This window comes from Aeromonas allosaccharophila (genome assembly GCF_016026615.1).
GTDB classification, from domain to species: domain Bacteria; phylum Pseudomonadota; class Gammaproteobacteria; order Enterobacterales; family Aeromonadaceae; genus Aeromonas; species Aeromonas allosaccharophila.
Window position 1 is genome coordinate 3,457,777 of sequence record NZ_CP065745.1, and the last position, 23,519, is coordinate 3,481,295.

Consider the following 23,519-nt stretch of genomic DNA (forward strand, 5'->3'; position numbering starts at 1 on the left):
TCACGTGGAACGACGCCCACTGCAAAGCAGCGCCAGCAGGCCGCAGCCACTGAGCAACAGGCCAAGATCCTGCAATCCGGCCGCCACCGCCAACCCCAGACTGAGCAGCAGGTAGTAGCCAAGCCCGAACAGGGCGCCAGCACTGCCTGCCACTTCGCGATAGGCCAGCAACGCCTGACTCAGCACATTGGGGATCGCCAGACCGAAAGCAACCACCACGCCCATCATGGGCAGCAGGAACCAGAGGCTGCCCTGACTCGTCCAGACCAACAATCCGGCAACCAGCGCCAGAGCGCAGGCCAGCCTGACCAGAGATGACGGCAGCCACCCCCTCCCCAGCAGATGCTTGTTGAGCAGGCTGCCGAACAGGGTCGCCAGCGCCAGCAAGATCCCCGAGTAACCAAACTCGCCGGTACTCAATCCCAATCCGGCAAACAGGAACGGCGCCAGACTGTAGTAACCAAACAGCATGGTGTTGAACAGCGCGACCAGCATGGCACTGCGCCAGAGTCCGCCATCCTTCATCATCCGGCACGCCAGCGGCCAGAGCGCGACTCGCTGAGTAGTGGCCGGACGGGTTTCCGGCAGTTGCCAGCAGGCCACCAGCAGCAAGAGAGCCGCCAGCACCAGCAGACCACTGAATACCCCGAGATAGCCGAACCCGCTCGCCAGCTGGCCGCCACTGAGCAGCCCCAGCACCGGGCTCAGGGAGAGTGCAATGCCCATCACCGAGAAGACCCGCGCCAGATCGCTACCCTGATAGCTATCGCGCAGCATGGTCTGGGTCACCACGGAGCCCACGGCGGCGCCAAAGGCCGAGATGACCCGGGCCAGCAATAGAGTTTCAAACTGGTTGGCCAGCAGCGCCAGCAGGGTGCCGACGCCATAGGTGAGCAACCCCGCCAGCATGGCGGGACGCCGCCCAATCAGATCGCATAGCCGCCCCCAGCAGACCACGCCTACCGCAAACGCCAGAAAATAGACCGACAGTGTCTGGGATGCCTGCCCTTCGCTCACCCGAAACTGGCTGGCGATGTGAGTCAGTACCGGGCTGTAGATGGTCTCCACAATCTGGGGAAACATCATCAATCCCACCACCAGCCAGAGCGGTGGCAACTTGTTGTTCATGACAAACCTCCTTCACAAGAGGTCGCCATTCTAGAGAGATGCCGATTGTCTGATTACAATAAGCAGGACTATAAACATCAAAAATCGGACACATGGCCTTTATTCTTCCCGATCACCCTTTTGACCCCGACCAGCTGACGGGCAGCGTGATCGGCATTGCCTCCGCGCTCGGCTGGCACGACTCTGGCCTGCATCAGCATCAGCGCCATCAGCTGCTGTTCGCCCAATCCGGCTGCATGATCATGGAGCTGGAAGGTCGGGTCTGCCTGCTGCCGCCTACCCGTGCGGCCTGGCTGCCAGCGGGCACAGCCCATCGGGTACTGATGCGTGGTGTCGTCGCCTACCGCTCCCTCTACTTCCAGCCACACCCCGAGTTGCCCGCCACGGTGGAGGTGCTGGCGGTCAATCCGCTGCTGTACGAACTGATTGAACGGATGGCGCTCTGGCCGTGGGACAAGCCGCAAGAGCAGCAACAGCGGACGGTGGCGCTGTTTATGGAAGAATTGGGGCTGGCGCCGCGAGAGTCATGGCAACTACCGCTGCCGACCGATCCCAGACTGGGCGACTGGCTACAGCAGTTGAAACGGGGGAATGCCCTGCCCGATCGGCTCAACCGGCTGGCCGAACGGGTGGGTGCCAGTGACAAGACCATTGGCCGCATCTTCATGCGGGAGACCGGCATGAGCTATCAGGCGTGGCGTCAGCAGTGGCGGCTGTTGCGCGCCATGGAGTTGCTGGCAGAAAGCGAGCCCATCAGCCGGATTGCCGCTGCGCTGGAGTTCTCCAGCGACAGCGCCTTCATCAGCTTCTTCAAACAACATACGGGGCAGACTCCCCTGCGCTATCTCAGCTCTCGGGGTGAGTCGCAGCAGCCTGACTCGCCTCCACCACCAGGGTATCCAGCATCAGCAGCTTGAGATTGTGGAGCGCATCCTGCACCACGGCATGGGATGCCTGTTGCAACTCGCTCTGCACATCTTGCTCCAGCTGGGCACTCTCCAGCTCGGGTCGCGGGTTCTCGTTGGCCATCACGTTCAGGCTCAGGGCACTCACAATCAGGGTGGCGATCAGGCTTTTCATCTGGTTTGCTCCGGTATGGTTGAGATGACCAGATAGCTATTCCAATAGTTGTGCCAATCCTAATGCAATTCATAACATGATGATTTTGTTTAAATTAACTATCTTGCGACAGCAAATTGAGTCGCAAAATGCATTCCGCTCGGTCATTTTTAAACCAACAGTTGGTGCTTTTAACCACGCTTGATTTTTGCACCATGTTCCACGTGGAACGTCCCATCTTTTTGATCGACACCCGCTTTTAAACTGAGCTATGGTGCTACATCTTCGTAACTGACTCTGGATCTGTCACCGAATGGAATTTTCCTTGTTCGGCGAGAAGTTCACTCGCCACGCCGGTATTACCCAACTCATGGATGACCTCAATCAGGGGCTGACCAATCCGGACGCCATCATGCTGGGTGGCGGCAATCCGGCCCCGATCCCCGCCATGCTGGAACGCTTTCAGGCCGAGGCCAAGAGCCTGCTCGACAACGGCGAGCTGGTCAAAGCGATGGCCAACTACGATGGCCCCCAGGGCAAAGACAGGTTCACCAGGGCGCTGGCAGCCCTGCTCAGCAAAGAGCTGGGGTGGGATATCTCAGCCCGTAATATCGCCCTGACCAACGGCAGCCAGAATGCCTTCTTCTACCTGTTCAACCTGCTGGCCGGTGAATTTGCCGATGGCCGCAAGAAGAAGGTGCTGTTCCCGCTCGCTCCCGAGTACATCGGCTATGCCGACTCGGCGCTGGCCGACGACTACTTCGTGGCCTACAAGCCCACCATCGAGAAGCTACCCGATGGCCAGTTCAAGTACCATGTGGATTTTGAGAGCCTGCAGGTGGGTGACGATATCGGAGTGATCTGCGTCTCCCGCCCGACCAACCCCACCGGCAACGTGCTGACCGACGAAGAGATCGAACACCTCGATCAGATCGCCCGCGACAAGGGAATCCCGCTGCTGATCGACAACGCCTACGGCGTCCCCTTCCCGGGCATCATCTTCAGCGAAGCCAAGCCGTTCTGGAACGCCAACACCATCCTCTGCATGAGCCTCTCCAAGCTCGGCTTGCCGGGCACCCGCTGCGGCATCGTCATCGCTGACGAGAAGATCATTCAGGCCATCACCAACCTGAGCGGCATCATCAATCTGGCGCCGGGCAGTCTGGGCCCCGCCATCACCATCCCGATGATCGAGAGCGGCGAGATCATCGCCCTCAGCGAACAGGTAGTGAAACCCTTCTATCAGCAGAAGGTGGAGCTGGCGGTGCAGCTGCTGCGCGAAGCGATCCCCGACCCGCGCTTCCATATCCACAAGCCGGAAGGGGCCCTCTTCCTCTGGCTCTGGTTTGAAGGCTTGCCGATCCACTGTCAGGAGCTTTACGAGCGACTGAAGGCGAAGAACCTGCTGATTGTGCCGGGTCACTACTTCTTCCCCGGCATCGACGACCCCGAGTGGCGCCACAGTCAGGAGTGCATCCGCCTTAACTACTCCCAGAGCGAGGAGCTGGTGCGCCGTGGCATCGCCATTCTGGCAGAGGAGATCAACCGCCTCTACGCCAGCTAATCCAGTTCGGCGATGCAAAAACACAAAGGCCTGCAGATGCAGGCCTTTGTCGTTTATCGCGATCCGGTTTGCTTAACCGGGCAGCGCCAGCTGGTCGGGTTTACCGATGGGGATAGCGCGGGGCTTGAGCGCCTCCGGCAGTTCGCGGGCCAGGTCGATGGTCAGCAGACCATGCTCCAGCTTGGCACCCTGCACCTCTACGTGCTGGCTCAGCTTGAAGGCGAGCTCGAAGTCACGCTCGGCAATCCCCTGATGGAGGAACTGACGCTCACCGGCCGCCGCCCCTTTGCGCCCCTTCACCTTGAGGGTGCCGTTTTCGGTCTCCAGCTCCAGCTCTTCGCGCTCGAAGCCAGCCACGGCGACCGTGATGCGATAGCCATCCTGATCACGCTTCTCAATGTTGTACGGGGGGTAAGCGGCGGTCTTCTGATCGAACAGACCTTCCAGCTCACGGGCCATCCGCTCGAAGCCGACGGCATTGGAATAGAGATGAGAAAAATCGAGGTTACGCATAATCCTATCCTTCTAATAAGCAACAGGTTCAACTCTCCACAGGCCCGTTATCGGCACCCGGGAAATTTTAAAATTTCAGTGAATTCAGGCTATCAGCCGTTGATCTCAATCTTGCGCGGCTTCATCGCCTCGGGCACTTCACGCACCAGCTCGATGTGCAGCAAGCCGTTTTTCAGATCAGCCCCTTTCACCCGCACATAGTCGGCCAGCTGGAAACGGCGCTCGAAACCCCGTTCGGCGATCCCCTGATAGAGATAGTTGCGCCCGGTGTCGGCCTGCTTGTTGCCCTTCACCGTCAGCAGATTTTCCTGGAAGCTCAGCTCCAGCTCTTCCTGGGCAAAGCCCGCCACCGCCATGCTGATGCGGTAGTCGTTGTCACCCAGCTGCTCGATGTTGTAGGGGGGATAACCGGCATTGCCATTGCTGGCCGCAGATTCGATGAGATTGGCCAGACGATCGAAACCGATGGCAGAACGATAGAGCGGAGAAAAGTCGATAGAACGCATAGTATTACCCTCTTGTGAGCGATAACGGATTGTTTGCCCTCCTGATGGACGGGCGACTGGGTCGAAACCTCTGTTGAGCGTTCCGGCCTTGTTACCTATATAGGGGCTCACTTTTTCCTTTCAAGGGGATTTTTTTCAAATTTTTTAAATGGCCACACTTATCACCCTGTTGGCCCGATTCTGATGATAATCGACCCGTGGGCCACTGATGGCAACGCGTTCAGCCCCCCATAATGGGTTGCATATCTACCAGCCAATATGGAGCCTCCCATGAAGATTACCCAGGTTCGCAACGCCACCCTGCTGCTCGACTATGCCGGCACCCGCTTTCTGATCGACCCCATGCTCTCGGCCAAAGGGGCCTTCCCCGGCTTTGAGGGCACCGCCAACAGCCAGCTGCGCAATCCGCTGGTCGAGCTGCCGCTGTCGATCGATGCGCTGGTCGATGTGGACGCCGTGATCGTCACCCACGATCATCCTGACCACTGGGATGACGCCGCCAGAGCCCTGATCCCCAAACATCTGCCGATCTTGGTACAACATCAGAAGGATGCCGATGCCATTCGTGCCAGTGGCTTTGAGGATGTGCGCCTGCTGAGCGACCAGCCCGAATTTGCCGGTATTCGCCTGCAGCAGACCGGTGGCCAGCACGGCAGCGATCAACTGATGGCGGTACTGGGCGAGCGCATGGGAGAGGTGTGCGGCGTGGTCTTCTCCCACCCCGATGAGCAGAGCCTCTATCTGGCCGGTGATACCATCTGGCATCCCTCGGTCGAGCAAGCCCTGCAACAGCATCAGCCCGAGGTCATCATCCTCAACTGCGGCGATGCGCAGGTGCCCGGGCTCGGTTCCATCATCATGGGCAAGGAGGATGTCGTCGCCGTATATCAGGCCGCACCGCAGGCCACGCTGATCGCCAGCCATATGGAGGCGGTCAACCACGCCGTGCTGTCACGTCAGGAACTTCATACCTATCTGACCGAGCGAGGCATGATGGATCGGGTGCGGATACCGGCGGATGGCGAGGCTCTCTCGCTGTAACTGACCGGGCCATGCCGAACAGCGCGCATGGCCCTTCGGCTTTCACTGCCGAACGCTTATGATGAGTGGTCTGCGCGCAGAGAGGAGCCAACACCATGACCACCCCGATCGTTGCCGTGGTGACCTTCGATCACTTCAGCCCTTTTCACTGCGCCGTCCCCTGCCTCATCTTCGGCGATATTCTGCCGGGCCAGCCGCTGTTCGAGCTCAAGATCTGCTGCGGCGATGGCAACCGCCACTCACACTCGGCACAAGGCTTCACCATTCAGGCCTCCTATGGGCTGGAGGTACTGACCGAGGCAGAGATCATCGTCATCCCCTTCTGGCACGACCCGGCTGCACGGCCACCGGCGGCGCTGATCGATGCGCTGATCGCAGCCAGAGCCAGAGGTGCCCGGCTGGTCGGGCTCTGTCTCGGCACCTATGTGCTCGCCTATGCCGGGCTGCTCAATGGTCGCAAGGCATCGACCCACTGGGAGTACGAACAGGATTTCTGCCGCTGCTTTCCCTGCGTGCAGCTCGATACCAATGCCCTCTACGTGGATGACGATGGGCTGGTCACCTCGGCAGGCACCGCCGCCGGACTGGACTGCTGCCTCTATCTGGTGCGTCAGTACCACGGCTCGGCCATCGCCAACAAGGTGGCGCGGCGACTGGTGATCCCGCCCCACCGCGAAGGGGGTCAGGCCCAGTTTATCGAACAACCGGTGCCCGCCTCCACCCGCGATGTCCGGATGAACCATTTGCTCGATCACCTGCGTGCCCATCTGGCCGAACCCCATACCCTGGATTCTCTGGCGGCCCACACCCTGATGAGCCGACGCACCTTTACCCGCCGTTTTCATCAGGCTACCGGTCTCTCGGTGGGTGAATGGCTGCTGGCGGAACGGCTCAGGCGCAGTCAGGAGCTGCTGGAAGTGAGCGGTCATTCCATCGATCGCATCGCCGAGCTGGTCGGCTTCAAGAGTGCCACCTCCCTGCGCAATCACTTCCGCGCCCGCTTTGCCATCTCCCCCAGCGAGTGGCGACGATCTTTTCGCGGCCATAACTCCTGATGATGCCCGCTGTTGCACGACCACTGGCTAACTGACCAACCTGGCATCCACTTAAGTTTTTCCTGCAAGTGTTTCACGTGGAACGTCGAGAGGCTGACTACATTGTCTGTGCTATCATCCCCGCGCCTTACTCTCTGGAGAAACAATGACCACTCGACATAACCCGCTCGAACTGTTCCAACCGGACAACAGCACCCCCGATGAACTGAGCGAGCGACAGCTGGCGCTATTTGCCCTGCTGCAACTGCGTGAACAGGAGTTTGGTTTCAATCCGAACGTCATCGTCCACTACCCGGAAACCCGTTTTCTCAATGCACCGCTCGATTATCTGGCGCAACTGATCCAGGCGCAGCAGCAACAGGGTCTTCTCATCAATGAGGTGGTGATACTCACCACTTATCCTCAGGTGCACACCCCACTGGTCGAGCGTGGCTATCGGCATGAAGCGGTTCATATGCCCGCAGGCCCCGACCATACGGCGATCTTCAGGATGCAATCTGGCACTCATGTGGCAGGCAAGACGCTCTATATCGAGGCCGTCAACGAGCAGGATCCCAAGATCCGGCCAACCTTTGTGTTGATGCTGCGCGATGAAAATGGTGAATTGCAGGGTGGCATGTCCGGATCAATCTGGAACCAGGATGAGCGACGTTACGCCTATATCGGCACAGTGGTGATGCGACCGGGACAACCCGCGGGAAGCGGCACCCGACTCGCCAATGCCGTGCTGGAGTACCTGACCCGGCAAGGGGTTTACGAGGTCAATCTCGGTACCCAGACCGCCGAGCCCTTCTATACCAAACTGAGCTTCCAGACCATTCACCACATAGTGCCAGCCTTGCGTCACCGCATGGCTAGCGATGGCACCCAATTGCCACACAATCTGGTCATCATGAGCAAACTGCTCTGATCGGGCAGATTGCAGATGTAAAAAAGCCGCTCACAAGGAGCGGCTTTTTGCTGTCTGACTGCGTCGATTAGACGTCGAGGTTGGCCACGCGCAGGGCGTTGGTCTCGATAAAGTCACGACGGGGCTCAACGGCATCACCCATCAGGGTGGAGAAGAGCTGGTCAGCACCGACGGCGTCATCGATGGTGACACGCAGCATGCGACGGGCTTCCGGATCCATGGTGGTTTCCCACAGCTGGTCCGGGTTCATCTCACCCAGCCCTTTATAGCGCTGGATGTAGATGCCACGCTTGCCTTCGCTCATCAGCCAGTCGACCGCTTCCACGAAGCTGGCAACCGGTTTGACCTTCTCGCCACGCTTGATGTAACCACCTTCCTCGATCAGGTTGGCGATCTCCTTGCCCAGCGAGACCAGTTGACGGTACTCGGAGGATTGCAGGAAGTCGTAGCTGAGCGGGTATTCGCGGTCGACACCGTGCTGACGTACCACGGCGTGCGGCACGTACAGGCTGCGCTCTTCGTCACGACGAACCTGGATCTGGTACTGGATACCGTGGTTGCTCTCGTTGAGCACGGCTTCCATACCCTGACACCAGGCCAGCAGATCGCTCTCGCTGGCCAGCAGCGCTTCGTTCAGCTCCGGCTGATAGATCAGCTGGGTCAGGACGGCATCCGGCGCGCGGCGGGACATGCGGGTGATCAGGTGAGACACGGCACGGTGCTGATTGACCAGACGCTCCAGCGCCTCGCCACCGATGGCCGGAGCAGATTCGTTGACGTGCAGGGTTGCACCATCCAGCGCCATGGCGGTCTGGTACTGCAGCAGCGCATCTTCGTCTTTCAGATACTGCTCCTGCTTGCCCTTCTTCACCTTGTAGAGCGGCGGCTGGGCGATGTAGACGTAGCCACGTTCGATGATTTCCGGCATCTGACGATAGAAGAAGGTCAGCAGCAGGGTTCGGATGTGCGCACCATCGACATCCGCATCGGTCATGATGATGATGTTGTGGTAACGCAGCTTGTCCGGGTTGTACTCGTCGCGACCGATACCGCAACCCAGAGCGGTGATCAGGGTGCCCACCTCTTGCGAGGAGATCATCTTGTCGAAACGGGCCTTCTCTACGTTCAGGATCTTGCCCTTGAGCGGCAGGATGGCCTGGTTCTTACGGTTGCGACCCTGCTTGGCGGAACCGCCAGCAGAGTCCCCTTCCACTATGTAGAGTTCGGACAGCGCCGGGTCTTTTTCCTGACAGTCAGCAAGCTTGCCGGGCAGACCGGCGATATCCAGCGCGCCTTTGCGGCGAGTCAGTTCGCGAGCCTTGCGGGCCGCTTCACGGGCACGGGCCGCATCGATGATCTTGTTGACCACGATCTTGGCATCGCCCGGGTTTTCCAGCAGGAAGTCGGCCAGCTTCTCACCCATCGCCTGTTCAACGGCGGTCTTCACTTCGGAAGAGACCAGCTTGTCTTTGGTCTGGGAGGAGAACTTGGGATCCGGCACCTTGACGGAGATAACGGCAATCAGACCTTCACGAACGTCGTCGCCACTGGCGGCAGACTTGGCCTTCTTGCTGTAGTCCTCTTTATCCATATAGGAGTTCAGAGTACGGGTCAGCGCGGTGCGGAAGCCAACCAGGTGAGTACCACCATCCCGCTGCGGGATGTTGTTGGTGAAGCAGTAGACCCCTTCCTGATAGGCGTCGTTCCACTGCATCGCCACTTCAACGCCGATGCCATCCTGCTCGGTGGTGAAATGGAACACCTTCGGGTGGATCGGGGTTTTGTTCTGGTTCAGGTATTCAACGAACGCCTTGATACCACCCTCATAGCAGAAATGTGCCTCGCGGCCATCCCGCTCGTCCAGCAGACGAATGGAAACACCGGAGTTAAGGAAGGAGAGCTCACGCAGGCGCTTGGCCAGGATCTCGTAGTGATACAGGGTATCGGTAAAGATGGTCGGGCTCGGCCAGAAGCGAACTTCGGTACCGGTGCCGGTGCTGTCGCCAATCTGCTTGAGCGGCGCCTGCGGCTCACCCAGATGATAGGTCTGCTCGTAGACGTGGCCGTTACGACGAATGGTCAGCAACAGCTTGTCAGAGAGGGCGTTAACTACCGAGACACCCACGCCGTGCAGGCCGCCGGATACCTTGTAGGAGTTGTCATCAAACTTACCGCCAGCGTGCAGCACGGTCATGATGACCTCTGCGGCGGAGCGGCCCTCCTCCTCGTGCATGTCTACCGGGATACCCCGGCCATTGTCACGCACAGAGACAGAACCGTCGGAATGGATCTTGACCAGAATATCGGAGCAGTAGCCAGCGAGCGCCTCGTCAATGGAGTTATCGACGACTTCGAACACCATGTGGTGCAGACCCGAGCCATCATCCGTATCGCCGATATACATCCCCGGGCGCTTGCGGACCGCATCCAGGCCCTTCAGCACCTTGATATTCGAGGAGTCGTAAGTATTTTCACTCATAGCTTACTCTCTGCCTTCTCTAACGTTTCGGAGATTTTACCCTGTTCCACGTGGAACAACTTGCAGTCATTCGCATCCATCATGTCTGCGAGCTGACCGGTATCGATGGCGGTGATAAACACCTGGGACGCACACTGCTTCAGCCTTGCGGCCAGCAAGCGGCGCTTGTCGACATCCAGTTCAGAGGCAAAATCGTCAATTAAAAAAATACAGCCACGGCTGCTATGTTGATTCAAATAGAGCCCTTGGGCCAGTCGCATGGCGCAGACCAGCAACTTCAGCTGACCCCGGGACAAAATATCCTGAGCGGGCACCCCGTTCGCCTTGAGGCGTACATCGGCTTTCTGTGGACCGACACCGGTATAGCCCAGCGCCCGATCCCGCTCAAACCCCGCCTCCAGCAGATCGCCGAGGGGAGTATCTTTCTCCCAGCCCCGGTAAAAGCCGAGACTGATATCGAATTCCGGCAGAAAATCCGCCGTCATCTCCTTGATCAGGGGCGTAATGGCCTGACAATAACTGGCGCGAAACTCGGCCAGCTCACCACCCAGCCGCACCAGTTCTTGATCCCAGAACGCCAGCTGGCGGTACTGGGTGCTCTGGCGCAGCAGCGCATTGCGCTGTTTCAGCAGCCGCCGCACTCGTCCCCACAGGGCAAAGAAGGTCGGCTCCTGATGGAAAACGCCCCAATCGAGCCAGGCGCGGCGAGCCTGAGGCCCGCCAGTCAGCAGGTTGAAACCATCGGGATGGATCAACTGCACCGGCAACAGCTCCGCCAAATCGGCCAGCCGCTGGGCCTGCGCCCCGGCAATCTTGAGCTGGGTCTCGCCACTCTTGTCTTTGGCAAGACCGATCGGAACCTGACGCCCCTCCAGTTCGCACTGGGCAAACAGGGTAAACGCCCTCTCCCCCTGGCGGATGACCCGCCCGGTCAAATGAGTGCGAAAGGAGCGCCCCAGACCAAGGTAGTGAATGGCTTCCAGCACGCTGGTCTTGCCGCTGCCATTGCACCCGACCAGAATGTTGAGGCCGGGCGACAGCTTGAGACTGGCTTGCTGGATATTGCGAAAGTCGCTGAGCTGGAGTTTGACCAGGGACACGACTAGATCCGCATCGGCATCACCACGTACTGAGCATCCTGATGTTCAAAATCCTCAATAATGGCACTGCTGATGGAATCGCTCAGGCTAATCCGAATTTGGTCACATTTTAACGTATTCAGCACGTCGAGCACATAAGAGACGTTAAAACCGATCTCCATCTCGCCAGCAGCATATTGTACGTCAAGCAGCTCTTCAGCTTCTTCCTGTTCCGGGTTGTTGGCGGTGATGCGCAGCAGGTTTTCCTGCAGATTGAGACGCACCCCACGGAATTTCTCGTTGGAGAGGATGGCGGCACGGGCAAACGCCTGACGCAGATCCTCGCGACCGGCGATCAGGGCCTTGTCGCTGTTGCGCGGAATGACGCGGCGCCAGTCCGGGAAGCGGCCATCCACCAGCTTGGAGGTGAAGATGAAGCCGTCCAGCGCAGCACGCAGGTTGCTGCGACCGATCTGCAGCCGCACCGGCTTGTCTTCCGCTTCCAGCAAACGCACCAGCTCCAGCACGCCCTTGCGGGGCAGGATAACCTGATGATCGGGCAGCGATTCCCCGACAACCTCGCGGCGGCAGGTGGCCAGACGGTGACCATCGGTCGCCACGGTACGCAGACCGTGGCCTTCGCTCTCGAACAGCATGCCGTTCAGGTAGTAGCGCACGTCCTGGCTGGCCATGGAGAACTGGGTCGCATCGATCAGCTTCTTCAGCTCCAGCTGGCTGATATCGAACTCGAGCACGGATTCCCAGTCCTCGATGTTCGGATACTCGGTCGCTGGCAGGGTCGAGAGGTTGAAGCGGGAGCGACCTGACCGGATGATCAGGCGCTCGCCTTCGGTATTGAGACGGATCTCGGCGCCTTCCGGCAGACCACGGCAGATATCCAGCAGCTTGCGCGCCGGTACTGTGGTGCGGCCATCTTCACTGGCCCCGTTCAGATAGACCTGACCGATCATCTCTACTTCGAGATCGGTACCGGTCAGCGACAGCAAACCGTTGCTGACATCAAGCAGCACGTTGCCGAGGATCGGCAGGGTCGGTCGGCCGCCGAGGGCGCCGGACACCAGTTGCAGAGGACGTAACAGGGCCTCACGGCTAATTTCGAGCTGCATCTGTGCTCTCCGTTGTTATCAGGAGGAAAGGGTTCGGATCAGGTTGGAATATTCGCGCTGCATCTGTCCACTCCGTTCCGTTATCAGGAAGAAAGAGTACGGATCAGGTTGGAATAGTCCTCCTTGATGTCGTGACTCTCCTCCTTCAGCTGCTCGATCTTGCGGCAGGCATGAAGAACGGTAGTGTGGTCACGGCCACCAAAGGCATCACCTATCTCCGGCAAACTGTGGTTGGTCAGCTCCTTGGCCAGTGCCATCGCCAGCTGACGCGGACGGGCAACGGAGCGGGAACGCCGCTTGGAGAGCAGATCCGCCAGTTTGATTTTGTAGTACTCCGCCACCGTCTTCTGGATATTGTCGATGGTGACCAGCTTCTCCTGCAGTGCCAACAGATCGCGCAGCGCTTCGCGCACGAAATCGATGTTGATGGCACGACCGGTGAAGTTGGCGTTGGCGATCACCCGGTTGAGGGCGCCTTCCAGTTCACGGACGTTGGATCGCAGACGCTTGGCGATGAAGAAGGCCACTTCGTCCGGCAGATGAACCTGGTTCTCGTCGGCCTTGCGCATCAGGATCGCGACGCGGGTCTCGAGCTCCGGTGGTTCGATCGCCACGGTCAGACCCCAGCCGAAGCGGGACTTGAGACGATCCTCGACACCGTTGATCTCCTTCGGATAGCGATCCGAGGTCAGGATGATCTGCTGGTTACCTTCCAGCAAGGCATTGAAGGTATGGAAGAACTCCTCCTGGGAGCGCTCCTTGTTGGCGAAGAACTGGATATCATCGATGAGCAGGGCATCGACGCTGCGGTAGTAACGCTTGAACTCTTCAATGGCGTTATTTTGCAGCGCTTTCACCATGTCCTGAACAAACCGCTCGGAGTGCATATAGATGACTTTGGCATCTTTTTTACTCTCCTTGATGGCATTGCCAACGGCGTGCAGCAGGTGGGTTTTACCCAGGCCGGTGCCGCCATAGAGGAACAGCGGGTTGTAAGCACCACCCGGATTGTCCGCTACCTGACGGGCAGCCGCACGCGCCAACTGGTTGGACTTACCCTCGACGAAATTCTCGAAGGTATAGTTCACGTTGGTGTTGCTCTTGTGGTTCGGCTCTGGCTTGGTTTCAGCCTTGCGTTCCCAGCTCTTCTGCAAGTTATTCACAGGCGCGGCCCCCTGCACTGGCGCTCTGGCGACAGCGACGGGATGGGGACGATTGCCTATATCAAAACGCAGGGTGGGGCCGTCGACCCCATAGAGTTCATTGATGATGCCGTTAACCCGGATGAGATACTTATCTCGTACCCAGTCCAGAACAAAGCGATTCGGTGCATACAGGGTCAGAGTATTGTCACTCAACTCCGCTTGAAGCGGCCGGATCCACATGCTGAATTCTGCCGAGGGCAACTCATCTTGCAGCCGGTTAAGGCACTGCTGCCATAGCGAAGCAGTCACTCTAAACTCCTGTCGATTGATTAACTAAAGACCGGCTATTCTACGTTTTTAGCCGCCGGATCTCCAGCCGTCGCCCGGTGGATCCGGCAAATAAGATCCTTGACTTTCAAGGATCCAGCGCCTTTGGATCGGATTTCATCCCCAAAGTTACCCACAGCTTGATCCACTGCCTGAATTAACGGATCCCGTCCCTCTCTCCTGTTATTTCATATAACCAAATGTCATTTATTTTTTAAATTTTATTCCAATAACATCAGGGCCAAACCAGTTATTACAACTACAAATACAAGACATTGAGAGAGAGAAACACCATGAAAACATCCATCAAACTGATTTCCGGCGCTGCCATCCTGCTCGCCACCCTGTCCGGTCAGGCCATCGCCCAGGAGACCATCAAGGTTGGCATGTCTGGCAAATATTTCCCGTTCACCTTCGTCAAGCAGGACAAGCTGCAAGGCTTTGAGGTGGATATGTGGAACCAGATCGGCGAGCGCACCGGCTACAAGGTCGAATTCGTGACCGCCAGCTTCTCCGGCCTGTTCGGCATGCTGGAGACCGGCCGCATCGACACCATCTCCAACCAGATCACCATCACCGACGAGCGCAAGGCGAAGTACGACTTCTCCCAGCCTTACGTCTATGACGGCGCCCAGATCGTGGTGCGCAAGGGCAACAGCACCATCCACGGCATCAAGGATCTGGAAGGCAAGAGCGTTGCCGTGAACCTGGGTTCCAACTTCGAAGAGCTGCTGCGCAAGAACGACCCGAACAAGAAGATAGATATCCGCACCTATGACTCCGCCTTCGAGCAGGATGTCGCCCTGGGTCGCATCGACGCCTTCGTGATGGACCGCGTCTCCACCGCCCAGCTGATCAAAGAGTCCAAGCTGCCGCTGCAACAGGCTGGCGCACCGTTCGAAACCATCGAGAACGCCCTGCCCTTCCTGAAGACCCCGGAGAAACAGGCGCTGCTGAAGAAGGTCGACGAGGCCCTGACCGCCATGCGCAAGGATGGCTCCCTGCGCCAGATCTCCGAAAAATGGTTCGCTTCCGACATCACCGACAAATAAATGATGGAATTTGACCTCGAATACACGCTGGGGCTGTTTCCCATCCTGCTCAAATATCTGGGCACCACGATGGAGATGGCCCTGTGGGGATTCGTGCTGGCACTCGTACTCTCGCTGGCCCTGGCGATAGTACGGGTGTTTCGCGTCCCCGCGATCCACTGGCTGGCGATGCTCTATATCTCGTTCTTTCGGGGTACACCGCTGCTCGTTCAGCTGTTCCTGCTCTACTACGGACTGCCGCAACTATTCCCGATATTCGTGGGGATGGATGCCTTTACCGCCGCCATCGTCGGTCTGACCCTGCACTTCGCCGCCTACATGGCCGAGTCGATCCGCGCCGCCATCCTCGGCATTCACAAAAGCCAGATGGAAGCGGCGCTCAGTATCGGCATGAGCCGTTATCAGGCGATGCAGCGGATCATCCTGCCGCAGGCGGCACGTATCGCCACCCCGTCGCTGATGAACTACTTCATCGACATGATCAAGAGCACCTCGCTGGCCTTCACCCTGGGGGTGGCCGAGATCATGGGCAAGGCGCAGATGGAAGCCTCCTCCTCCTTCAAGTTCTTCGAGAGCTTCATGGCGGTGGCGCTGGTCTACTGGGTGGTGGTGATCTTCTTTACCCGCTTGCAGCACCTGCTGGAAATTCGTCTCAACCGTGCCTATTAGGGGTTTGCCATGACAAAGCAACTGACCCGCTTGCAATGCACGTCGGAAGTCCGTTTTAACACTGCGCCTGTTTAAAGGAGGGCTCTCATGATCAAACTAACCGGCCTCTCCAAGGCATATCACGGCAATCAGGTGCTCAACGGCATCGATCTGGAGGTCAAAAAGGGGGAAATTGTCGTCATCATCGGCCCCTCCGGCACCGGAAAATCGACCCTGTTGCGCTGCCTGAACCTGCTGGAGACCCCGGATGCGGGCACCCTGGCCATCGACGATCTGCAGCTGAATCTGGCCAAGGCCAGCGAACAGCAGGCGATCGAGCTGCGCAAGCGGGCCTCCTTCGTGTTCCAGAACTACGCCCTGTTTGCCAACAAGACCGCGCTCGACAACATCGCCGAAGGGCTGATCACCGTCTGGAAGCAGCCAAAAGCCGAGGCCCGTGCCACTGCGCTCGGCATCCTCAAGGACATTGGCCTCGCCGACAAGCAGGATGCCTATCCGGCCTCGCTCTCCGGCGGCCAGCAGCAGCGGGTCGGCATTGGCCGCGCCATGGCGGCCCACTCCAAGGTGATCCTGTTTGACGAGCCCACCTCGGCCCTCGATCCCGAGTGGGTCGACGAGGTTTTGGGGTTGATGAAGGAGTTGGCCCGCCAGCACCAGACCATGGTGGTGGTGACCCATGAGATTGAATTTGCGCGTGATGTTGCCGATCGGGTGATCTTCATGGAAGGGGGGCGGATCGTCGAACAGGGCCCGCCGGATCAGATATTGGTCGATCCCAAGGATCCCCGTACCCGGGAGTTCTTGCGGAAAGTCCTTAAATAGCTCTCTCTTTGGCGGCCTGGCCGCCTTTTTTATTGAGGGATCCCTTGTTTAACCCCGGGTTGCCAGTATAATCCGGAGCCCTTGATCCTCTGGATCCTCACGCTCGGCAGTGGCCTTTTCAAGACCATGGCAGGATGAGAGGGAACGGCGGATTGACTAAAAGCCGAACTCTGTTTAGAATTCGGCCTCTTTTGCTAGTCGTCACACGCTATAGCTGGCGCGTCGGCTAAGTGTGACAATCAAAACTGTACAGAAATACGGAATCGAATCATGAAACGTACTTTTCAACCGTCCAACCTGAAGCGCAAGCGCTCTCACGGTTTCCGCGCCCGCATGGCAACTGCCAACGGTCGTAAAGTTCTGGCCGCTCGTCGTGCCAAGGGTCGTGCCCGTCTGGTAGTTTAATGCCTACCCAGCACACCTTCTCTCGGGAGTTACGTCTGTTAACTCCCGAACACTTCAAACGCGTTTTCGCCGAGCCTGTCCGGGCTGCTTCCCCGCAAATTACGCTTCTCGCCTGCCCCAATTCACTCGAACACTCTCGTCTTGGTCTCGCTGTGCCCAAAAAAGCACTCAAGCGTGCCGTCTGGCGTAACCGTGTCAAACGGGTGGTCCGGGAAAGTTTCCGCCTCAAACAACATCAGCTGCCCGCTATCGACATAGTGGTGATCGCCAAGGCCGGTGTGAAAGAGATGGATAACGAGGAACTGTTCAAGTTACTGGAAAAGCTATGGCGCACTCTGTCACGCCGTTGCAATGGGTAGCTATCAAACTGATACGCCTGTATCAGCTAATCATTAGCCCTCTGCTCGGGCCGCGCTGCCGTTTTACTCCAACTTGTTCCCAATTTGCGATAGAAGCCATCCGACTTCACGGTTTCATAAAAGGCGTTTGGTTAGCTAGCAAACGTCTATTAAAATGCCATCCCTTATCCGAGGGTGGTTATGACCCGGTTCCGCAACCAAAGCGAAGAAACTGAAGACTATGGAATCACAACGCAATCTACTCCTGATCGGTTTGCTGTTCGTGAGCTTTCTGCTCTGGCAACAGTGGGAGTCCGACAAGGCTCCGAAGCCGGCCCCGACTACCGTGGCCCAAACCGAACATTTCGTACCTGAAGCCGGTCAGACCGGTGATATTCCTCAGGTTTCCGAGCAAGCCAACGCGACTGCCGCACGCAAGCTGATCACCGTCTCCTCCGACGTGCTCAAGCTGACCCTGGATACCCAGGGTGGTGACGTCGTGTCTGCCGAACTGCTGTCTCACAAACTGGAAGAGGGCAAGGACCAACCGTTCGTGCTACTGACCAGCCAGCCAGAGCACCTCTATATCGCCCAGAGCGGTCTGGTGGGTCGCAACGGTCCGGACAGTCAGGCCGAAGGTCGTCCTACCTATGAAGCCGCCCAGACCAGCTATCAGCTGGCCGATGGTCAGGATCAAGTCGTCGTTCCGATGACCTGGACCGACAGCAAGGGCGTGGTCTTCACCAAGGAGTTCATCCTCAAGCGTGGCGACTATGCCGTTGGCGTTGATTACAAGATCGACAACAAATCTGCCGAGCCGGTTCAGGTGCAGTTCTATGGTCAGCTGAAGCAGACCGTAGCAACACCGAAGGATCAGGAAGGTCATGCCATGGTAGCCAGCGCTTACCGTGGTGGTGCTTTCTCCAGCGAAGAGACTCGCTACAAGAAGTACACCTTCGACGAGATGAAAGATGCCGACCTGAACAAGACCACCAAGGGTGGTTGGGTCGCCATGCTGCAACACTACTTCGTCTCTGCCTGGGCACCGAATGCCGACGATACCAACAGCTTCTACAGCCGCGTGATCCCTGGTAAAGGCCAGGCCATCATCGGTTACAAGGCGCCGCTGGTAGACGTGGCCGCCGGCCAACAGGCCGAAGTGACCAGCAAGCTGTGGGTCGGTCCCAAGCTGCAAGACCAGATGGCCAAGGTGGCTAACCACCTCGACCTGACCGTCGACTACGGCTGGCTGTGGTTCATCGCCCAACCGCTGCACTGGCTGCTGACCGTGTTCCACGGTTTCGTCCAGAACTGGGGTCTGGCCATCATCATGCTGACCCTGCTGGTACGCGGCATCATGTTCCCGCTGACCAAGGCCCAGTACACCTCCATGGCCAAGATGCGCATGCTGCAACCCAAGATTGCGGCCCTGCGCGAGCGCTTCGGCGACGACCGCCAGAAGATGTCTCAGGGCATGATGGAGCTGTACAAGAAGGAGAAGGTCAACCCGCTGGGTGGCTGCCTGCCGATCCTGGTTCAGATGCCGATCTTCATCGCCCTTTACTGGGCACTGATGGAGTCCGTCGAACTGCGTCACGCGCCGTTTGCCCTGTGGATCACTGACCTGTCAGTGAAGGACCCCTTCTTCGTGCTGCCAATCCTCATGGGTGCCTCCATGTGGTATCTGCAGAAGATGAGCCCGACCACCGTGACCGACCCGATGCAGCAGAAAGTGATGCAGTTCATGCCGATCATCTTCACTTTCATGTTCCTCTGGTTCCCGGCTGGCCTGACTCTGTACTGGCTGGTGAGCAACGTCATCTCCATTACCCAGCAGACCATCATCTATCGTCAGCTGGAGAAGAAAGGCCTGCACACTCGCAACTGATGCGCAGCTAATCTTCCCGTGATGACAAAAGAGGCGGCCTTCGGGCCGCCTTTTTTATTACAATGTCTCCCACTACGTTTTCCTATCAGCGAACAAACGAGCCAAGCAAGATGACAACAGATACGATCGTGGCCCAAGCCACCGCCCCAGGCCGTGGTGGCGTCGGCATAGTCCGGGTCTCCGGCCCCGCCGCCGAACAGGTCGCCGGGATAGTGCTCGGCAAGCTCCCGCGGGTGCGCTACGCCGAATATCTGCCGTTCAAGGATGAGCAAGGCCAGGTACTGGATCAGGGCATCGCCCTGCTGTTCAAAGCGCCCAACAGCTTCACTGGCGAGGATGTGCTGGAGCTGCAGGGCCACGGCGGCCCCGTCATCATGGACATGCTGATCCGCCGCATTCTGAAAATCGACGGCATCCGCCCTGCCCGCCCCGGCGAGTTCAGCGAGCGCGCCTTCATCAACGACAAGCTGGATCTGGCCCAGGCCGAGGCGATTGCCGACCTTATTGAAGCCTCCAGCGAACAGGCTGCCCGCAGCGCCATGCACTCCCTGCAGGGGCAGTTCTCCAGCAAGATCCAGCAGCTGGTGGAAAACCTGACCCGGCTGCGCATCTATGTGGAAGCGGCCATCGACTTCCCGGACGAGGAGATCGACTTCCTCTCCGATGGCAAGGTGGCGGGCGACCTCTACGCCATCATGTCCGAGTTGGACGACGTGCGTGGTGAAGCCAAGCAGGGCGCCCTGCTGCGGGAAGGGATGAAGGTGGTGATCGCCGGTCGTCCCAACGCCGGCAAATCGAGCCTGCTCAACGCTCTGGCAGGCCGTGAGTCAGCCATCGTTACCGAGATTGCCGGTACCACCCGCGACGTGTTGCGCGAGCACATCCATCTCGATGGCATGCCGCTGCACATCATCGACACCGCCGGCCTGCGCGACACCCAGGACAAGGTGGAGCAGATCGGTATCGAGCGCGCCTGGGCCGAGATCGAACAGGCCGACCGGGTGCTGTTTATGGTGGATGGCACCACCACAGACGCGGTTGACCCGCGCGAGATCTGGCCGGAATTTGTTGATCGGTTGCCAAAAAATATCGGCCTCACCGTCATTCGCAACAAGGCCGACCTGACCGGCGAGGATCTGGCACCGAGTCAGGAGCAGGGCCATGCCGTCTACCGTATCTCCGCCAAGACCGAGCTGGGACTGCCTGCCCTGCGCGAGCACCTGAAAGCCTGCATGGGCTTCCAGGGCAACACCGAAGGGGGCTTTATGGCCCGCCGCCGCCATCTGGATGCACTGGAGCGCGCCGCTGAGCGCCTGCTGGTGGCCAAGGAGCAGCTGGAAGTGTTCGTGGCTGGCGAGCTGGTGGCCGAAGAGTTGCGCCTGGCGCAAGAGTCCCTCTCCGAGATCACCGGCGAATTCAGCTCAGACGATCTGCTGGGCCGCATCTTCTCCAGCTTCTGCATCGGCAAGTAACGCCGCACGACAGACAATAAAAAGCCCGGGTTCATTCCGGGCTTTTTTGTGCGTTTTTTATCCGAAAACCTAGAGGCGGCGCAGACACCACATGAAGTAAGCACCCCCTAACAGGGTGGAGACCAGCCCGACCGGTACCTCCTGCGGGAAGAGGATTTGCTGACCGATCCAGTCCGCCGATACCATCAACAGGGCACCGAAGGCGGCAGCCCCGAGTAGATGCCAGCGGGCCCGTACCAGCCCCATCAGCTTGGCCATGTGCGGGGCCAGCAGACCAACGAACGAGAGCGGCCCCACCACCAGGGTGGCGCTGGCGGTGAGCACGGCCACCAGCAGCAGGATGGCGAGCTGGGCACGGTTGAGGCGAATGCCTAGCGCGGTCGCCACCGCAGTTCCCATCGGTAGCAGATCGAGCCAGCGACTCACCAGCAGGCAGGCGGCCAGCATCAACAGCGCCAGCCCTACCAACCCATAGGCCACCGGCAGGGTGACGTAGTAGGTGGAACCGGACATCCAGGAGAGCAGTTGCAGCACCCGCATGTCGCCGTTGGCCAGCGCAATGGCCTGCAGCGGCTCAAACAGTGCCGTGATGGCGATACCGGACAGCAGGATCCGCTCCGGCTGGAAGCCGTGCTTGCGATTAACCACCACCAGCAGCAACAGGCAGCCGAAGGCACCGAGCAGGCCACCGACCAGCATCAGCGGCAGGGGCAACGCGGGCAGCAGCAAGGCCGTCGCTATCACCCCCATAAAGGTGCCGCCGCTCACCCCCAGCAGCTCCGGGCTCGCCATCGGGTTGTTGCTGACCCGCTGCAACAGGGTGCCCGCCAGCGCCAGCAGTACGCCAGCCGCTCCCGCCGCCAGAGTGCGCGGTAGCCGCCACTCCAGCTGGGCCTGCCAACGGAGCCAGCTCGGCCAGCTCCAGCCCGTCATTCCCTGACCAAACAGCAGGGAGGCGACCATGGCCAGCAGCAGCCCGACCAGCAACAAGCCGATAAGGCGAGCCGGTGCCGGATGGCGGGCCACCAGCAGAGCGGCGTTTGCCTTAGGCGTACCCGACTTGATGCCAAGGCGCGGGATCAGCCAGAGCAGCAGTGGTGCCCCCAGCATGGCGGTCATGGCGCCGGTGGGGATCAATACCGGCCAGAAGCGGCTCAAACTTTGCAGCAGCAGATCGGTCGCCGCCAGCAACAGGGCACCGAGGATCGGTGCCCACAGCAGCCGCTGGCCGAGCTGGCGGATCCCGAGCAGCCGTACCATGGCGGGCGCCGCCAGCCCGATAAAGCCGATCAGCCCCACCACGCTCACCACGCAAGCGGTGACAAACACCGCCAACCCGAGTCCGGCAAAGCGCAGATGCTGAAGGGAGACCCCCAGACTGCGGGCGCTGGCATCATCCAGCTCCAGTACCGCCAGCGGGCGTACCAGCACCGCGGCCAACGCAGCGGCTGCCAGCAGGCGGGGCAACAGGTAACTCACCCCGCTCCAGCTGTTCTGCACCAAAGAACCACTGCCCCACACCAGCAAGCCTTTCAGCTCCTCCTGAAAGAACAGCAAGAGTCCCATGCTGATGGCCGCCAGATAGAGGTTGATCACCAGCCCGGCAAAGACGATGACCACCGGATTGAGCTGGCGACGCCAGGCCAGGGCAAACACCAGTGCCATCGCAAGGCTGCCGCCGGCCATGGCGATCCACTCCCGCCCCAGCAGCAACCAGGAGGGGGCAAACAGTGTCACCATCATCAGCGCCAGTTGGGCGCCGGAGGCCACCCCAAGAGTGGTGGGTGACGCGAGCGGGTTGCGCAGCACCTGCTGCATCAGGGTACCCGCCAGCCCGAGCGCCGCGCCGGCCAGCAGGGTGACCGCCAAGCGGGGCAGCCAACTGAAATGCACCACCGCTTGGCTGACGTCATCCAGATTGGGGGCGAACAGGCTCTGCCACCAGAGCGCACCGGGCAGCTGGCGAGCCAGATCCCAACACGCGAGCGAGAGGGTCAACCCCAGCAGGATCGAGACCGGCCGCAGTAGCGGCGAGGTGAGCAGTCGCTTCATCGGCTCACCTCCATACGCTCGGCATCTTGCAGCAATGCATCGCTGAGCAGACCGGCGAAACGGCGGGTGGCAAGTACGCCACCAAAACTCCAGACCGCAGGCAGATGCAGCACGGGCGCCTGCCGTACCAGCGGCAGATGCTGCCACAGCCCAGGCTCCTGCAGCCGTTCGCTCACCCCGATCGGAATGGGATCGACCACCACCAGCCGCGCATTGGGCAAAGTCATAAACTGCTCGATGCTGACCACCGAGAACCCCCAGTCATTGGTCTGCTCCTGCCAGCCATTGCGCAGACCGAGCCGCGTCATCACCGCATCGAACAGGCTGTGGCGACCAAACACCCGCACATGGCGCTCATCGATAAACTGCACCACCAGCAGGGGCGGCAGATCCGAAGGCAATTCCGCCTGCATCTTGGCGAGATCCCGCTCCAGCCTAGCCAAAAGTTGTTCGCCCTCGGCGGTTTTGCCCACCATACGGGCGAGGGTCAAGGTCACCTCGTGCAGCCGCTGCCACAGATCGGTTTGTGCATCATAGAGGGCGATGGTGCTTACCGGCGCGATGCGGGAAAGGGTTGGCGCCAGCGGGGCCGCCAGCGGCGAGATGAGGATGCGATCGGGTTTGAGCTCCGCCAGCAGCTCGCGGTTGGGCTGGGTGCGCAGGCCGATATCCACTACCTCGGCGGGTAACCGTGGCTCGCCGACCCAGGCCTGATAGGGGCCAGCATCCCCCACCGCCAGCGGCGTCACCCCGAGCGCCAGCAAGGTTTCGGCGATGGTCCAGTCGACGGTGGCGATACGGGGTAGCGGCGCAGAAGCGCTCGGGGATGTGTCGGCCTGCGCCGCAAGTGGCAGCAGCAGGCTAATAAGGCAGGGTGCCATCTTCTTC

General features: G+C 59.5%; 23 protein-coding genes. 13 read left to right on the forward strand and 10 right to left on the reverse strand.

All coding sequences use genetic code 11. The features are described from left to right. Positions 1-1,128, reverse strand: a complete 1,128-nt coding sequence (locus tag I6G90_RS15780; RefSeq protein WP_197928262.1) for a multidrug effflux MFS transporter — start codon at positions 1,126-1,128, stop codon at positions 1-3. Between the two features lie 92 nt (positions 1,129-1,220). Between I6G90_RS15780 and I6G90_RS15785 the strand changes: the two genes are divergently transcribed. Then, positions 1,221-2,045: an AraC family transcriptional regulator gene (locus tag I6G90_RS15785; protein WP_197928263.1), complete on the forward strand. Its 825-nt coding sequence runs from the start codon at positions 1,221-1,223 to the stop codon at positions 2,043-2,045. On the opposite strand, the gene I6G90_RS15790 is transcribed toward I6G90_RS15785, so the two are convergent. Then, the gene (locus I6G90_RS15790) at positions 1,975-2,208 is read right to left on the reverse strand and encodes a hypothetical protein (RefSeq protein ID WP_197928265.1); all 234 of its coding nucleotides are present in this window, start codon (positions 2,206-2,208) and stop codon (positions 1,975-1,977) included. The two genes, I6G90_RS15785 and I6G90_RS15790, sit on opposite strands and share 71 nt — an antisense overlap. A gap of 292 nt (positions 2,209-2,500) precedes the next feature. Between I6G90_RS15790 and I6G90_RS15795 the strand changes: the two genes are divergently transcribed. Further along, positions 2,501-3,751 carry a valine--pyruvate transaminase gene (locus tag I6G90_RS15795; RefSeq protein WP_197928267.1) on the forward strand — a complete coding sequence of 417 codons (1,251 nt, stop codon included), beginning with the start codon at positions 2,501-2,503 and terminating at the stop codon, positions 3,749-3,751. 72 nt (positions 3,752-3,823) lie between these two features. Here I6G90_RS15795 and I6G90_RS15800 read toward each other — a convergent pair whose 3' ends face one another. Next, on the reverse strand, positions 3,824-4,264 hold the full coding sequence (locus tag I6G90_RS15800) for an Hsp20 family protein (RefSeq protein ID WP_042063298.1): 441 nt from the start codon (positions 4,262-4,264) through the stop codon (positions 3,824-3,826). Positions 4,265-4,356: 92 nt separating this feature from the next. Continuing rightward, positions 4,357-4,770 carry an Hsp20 family protein gene (locus I6G90_RS15805; protein ID WP_197928269.1) on the reverse strand — a complete coding sequence of 138 codons (414 nt, stop codon included), beginning with the start codon at positions 4,768-4,770 and terminating at the stop codon, positions 4,357-4,359. Between the two features lie 270 nt (positions 4,771-5,040). Here I6G90_RS15805 and I6G90_RS15810 point away from each other — a divergent pair, with 270 nt between their 5' ends. The 3 genes from I6G90_RS15810 (at position 5,041) to I6G90_RS15820 (ending at position 7,776) form a co-directional block, all read left to right on the forward strand. Continuing rightward, on the forward strand, positions 5,041-5,811 hold the full coding sequence (locus tag I6G90_RS15810) for an MBL fold metallo-hydrolase (RefSeq protein ID WP_197928270.1): 771 nt from the start codon (positions 5,041-5,043) through the stop codon (positions 5,809-5,811). 95 nt (positions 5,812-5,906) lie between these two features. Beyond that, entirely contained in the window at positions 5,907-6,866 is a 960-nt protein-coding gene (locus I6G90_RS15815; protein WP_197928272.1) for a helix-turn-helix domain-containing protein, read from the forward strand. Positions 6,867-7,011: 145 nt separating this feature from the next. Next, positions 7,012-7,776, forward strand: coding sequence for a GNAT family N-acetyltransferase (locus I6G90_RS15820; RefSeq protein ID WP_197928273.1), 765 nt, complete (start codon positions 7,012-7,014; stop codon positions 7,774-7,776). Between the two features lie 67 nt (positions 7,777-7,843). Here I6G90_RS15820 and gyrB read toward each other — a convergent pair whose 3' ends face one another. The 4 genes from gyrB to dnaA form a co-directional block, all read right to left on the reverse strand. Beyond that, complete coding sequence (gyrB, locus tag I6G90_RS15825) at positions 7,844-10,255, reverse strand: DNA topoisomerase (ATP-hydrolyzing) subunit B (RefSeq protein WP_042063292.1); 2,412 nt, start codon at positions 10,253-10,255, stop codon at positions 7,844-7,846. Then, positions 10,252-11,355, reverse strand: coding sequence for a DNA replication/repair protein RecF (gene recF, locus I6G90_RS15830; protein ID WP_005339305.1), 1,104 nt, complete (start codon positions 11,353-11,355; stop codon positions 10,252-10,254). Before recF ends, gyrB begins: the two co-directional genes overlap by 4 nt. Before the next feature lie 2 nt (positions 11,356-11,357). Further along, the gene (dnaN, locus tag I6G90_RS15835; protein ID WP_005339306.1) at positions 11,358-12,461 is read right to left on the reverse strand and encodes a DNA polymerase III subunit beta; all 1,104 of its coding nucleotides are present in this window, start codon (positions 12,459-12,461) and stop codon (positions 11,358-11,360) included. An 83-nt stretch (positions 12,462-12,544) separates the two neighbouring features. Continuing rightward, positions 12,545-13,915, reverse strand: a complete 1,371-nt coding sequence (dnaA, locus tag I6G90_RS15840; RefSeq protein ID WP_042063291.1) for a chromosomal replication initiator protein DnaA — start codon at positions 13,913-13,915, stop codon at positions 12,545-12,547. A gap of 311 nt (positions 13,916-14,226) precedes the next feature. Between dnaA and I6G90_RS15845 the strand changes: the two genes are divergently transcribed. The 8 genes from I6G90_RS15845 (at position 14,227) to mnmE (ending at position 20,579) form a co-directional block, all read left to right on the forward strand. Continuing rightward, positions 14,227-14,985, forward strand: coding sequence for an amino acid ABC transporter substrate-binding protein (locus tag I6G90_RS15845; protein WP_019445519.1), 759 nt, complete (start codon positions 14,227-14,229; stop codon positions 14,983-14,985). Further along, on the forward strand, positions 14,986-15,654 hold the full coding sequence (locus tag I6G90_RS15850) for an amino acid ABC transporter permease (RefSeq protein ID WP_111808823.1): 669 nt from the start codon (positions 14,986-14,988) through the stop codon (positions 15,652-15,654). It abuts the gene before it with no gap. Between the two features lie 87 nt (positions 15,655-15,741). After that, positions 15,742-16,476: an amino acid ABC transporter ATP-binding protein gene (locus tag I6G90_RS15855; protein ID WP_128816799.1), complete on the forward strand. Its 735-nt coding sequence runs from the start codon at positions 15,742-15,744 to the stop codon at positions 16,474-16,476. Between the two features lie 270 nt (positions 16,477-16,746). Beyond that, positions 16,747-16,881 carry a 50S ribosomal protein L34 gene (gene rpmH, locus I6G90_RS15860; RefSeq protein WP_005307156.1) on the forward strand — a complete coding sequence of 45 codons (135 nt, stop codon included), beginning with the start codon at positions 16,747-16,749 and terminating at the stop codon, positions 16,879-16,881. Further along, on the forward strand, positions 16,881-17,240 hold the full coding sequence (gene rnpA, locus I6G90_RS15865; RefSeq protein WP_005339313.1) for a ribonuclease P protein component: 360 nt from the start codon (positions 16,881-16,883) through the stop codon (positions 17,238-17,240). The genes rpmH and rnpA overlap by 1 nt, the downstream gene beginning before the upstream one ends. After that, entirely contained in the window at positions 17,207-17,455 is a 249-nt protein-coding gene (gene yidD, locus I6G90_RS15870; protein ID WP_010672280.1) for a membrane protein insertion efficiency factor YidD, read from the forward strand. Before rnpA ends, yidD begins: the two co-directional genes overlap by 34 nt. 5 nt (positions 17,456-17,460) lie before the next feature. After that, positions 17,461-19,107 carry a membrane protein insertase YidC gene (gene yidC, locus I6G90_RS15875; protein WP_058052648.1) on the forward strand — a complete coding sequence of 549 codons (1,647 nt, stop codon included), beginning with the start codon at positions 17,461-17,463 and terminating at the stop codon, positions 19,105-19,107. Between the two features lie 110 nt (positions 19,108-19,217). Beyond that, a complete protein-coding gene (gene mnmE / locus I6G90_RS15880; protein WP_197928275.1) occupies positions 19,218-20,579 on the forward strand; it encodes a tRNA uridine-5-carboxymethylaminomethyl(34) synthesis GTPase MnmE in 1,362 nt (453 codons plus the stop codon). A 69-nt stretch (positions 20,580-20,648) separates the two neighbouring features. Here mnmE and fhuB read toward each other — a convergent pair whose 3' ends face one another. Together fhuB and I6G90_RS15890 are read right to left on the reverse strand one after the other, a co-directional pair. Further along, on the reverse strand, positions 20,649-22,631 hold the full coding sequence (gene fhuB / locus I6G90_RS15885) for a Fe(3+)-hydroxamate ABC transporter permease FhuB (protein WP_197928276.1): 1,983 nt from the start codon (positions 22,629-22,631) through the stop codon (positions 20,649-20,651). Next, complete coding sequence (locus I6G90_RS15890) at positions 22,628-23,512, reverse strand: ABC transporter substrate-binding protein (protein ID WP_197931212.1); 885 nt, start codon at positions 23,510-23,512, stop codon at positions 22,628-22,630. The genes fhuB and I6G90_RS15890 overlap by 4 nt, the downstream gene beginning before the upstream one ends. Positions 23,513-23,519 lie beyond the last annotated feature (7 nt).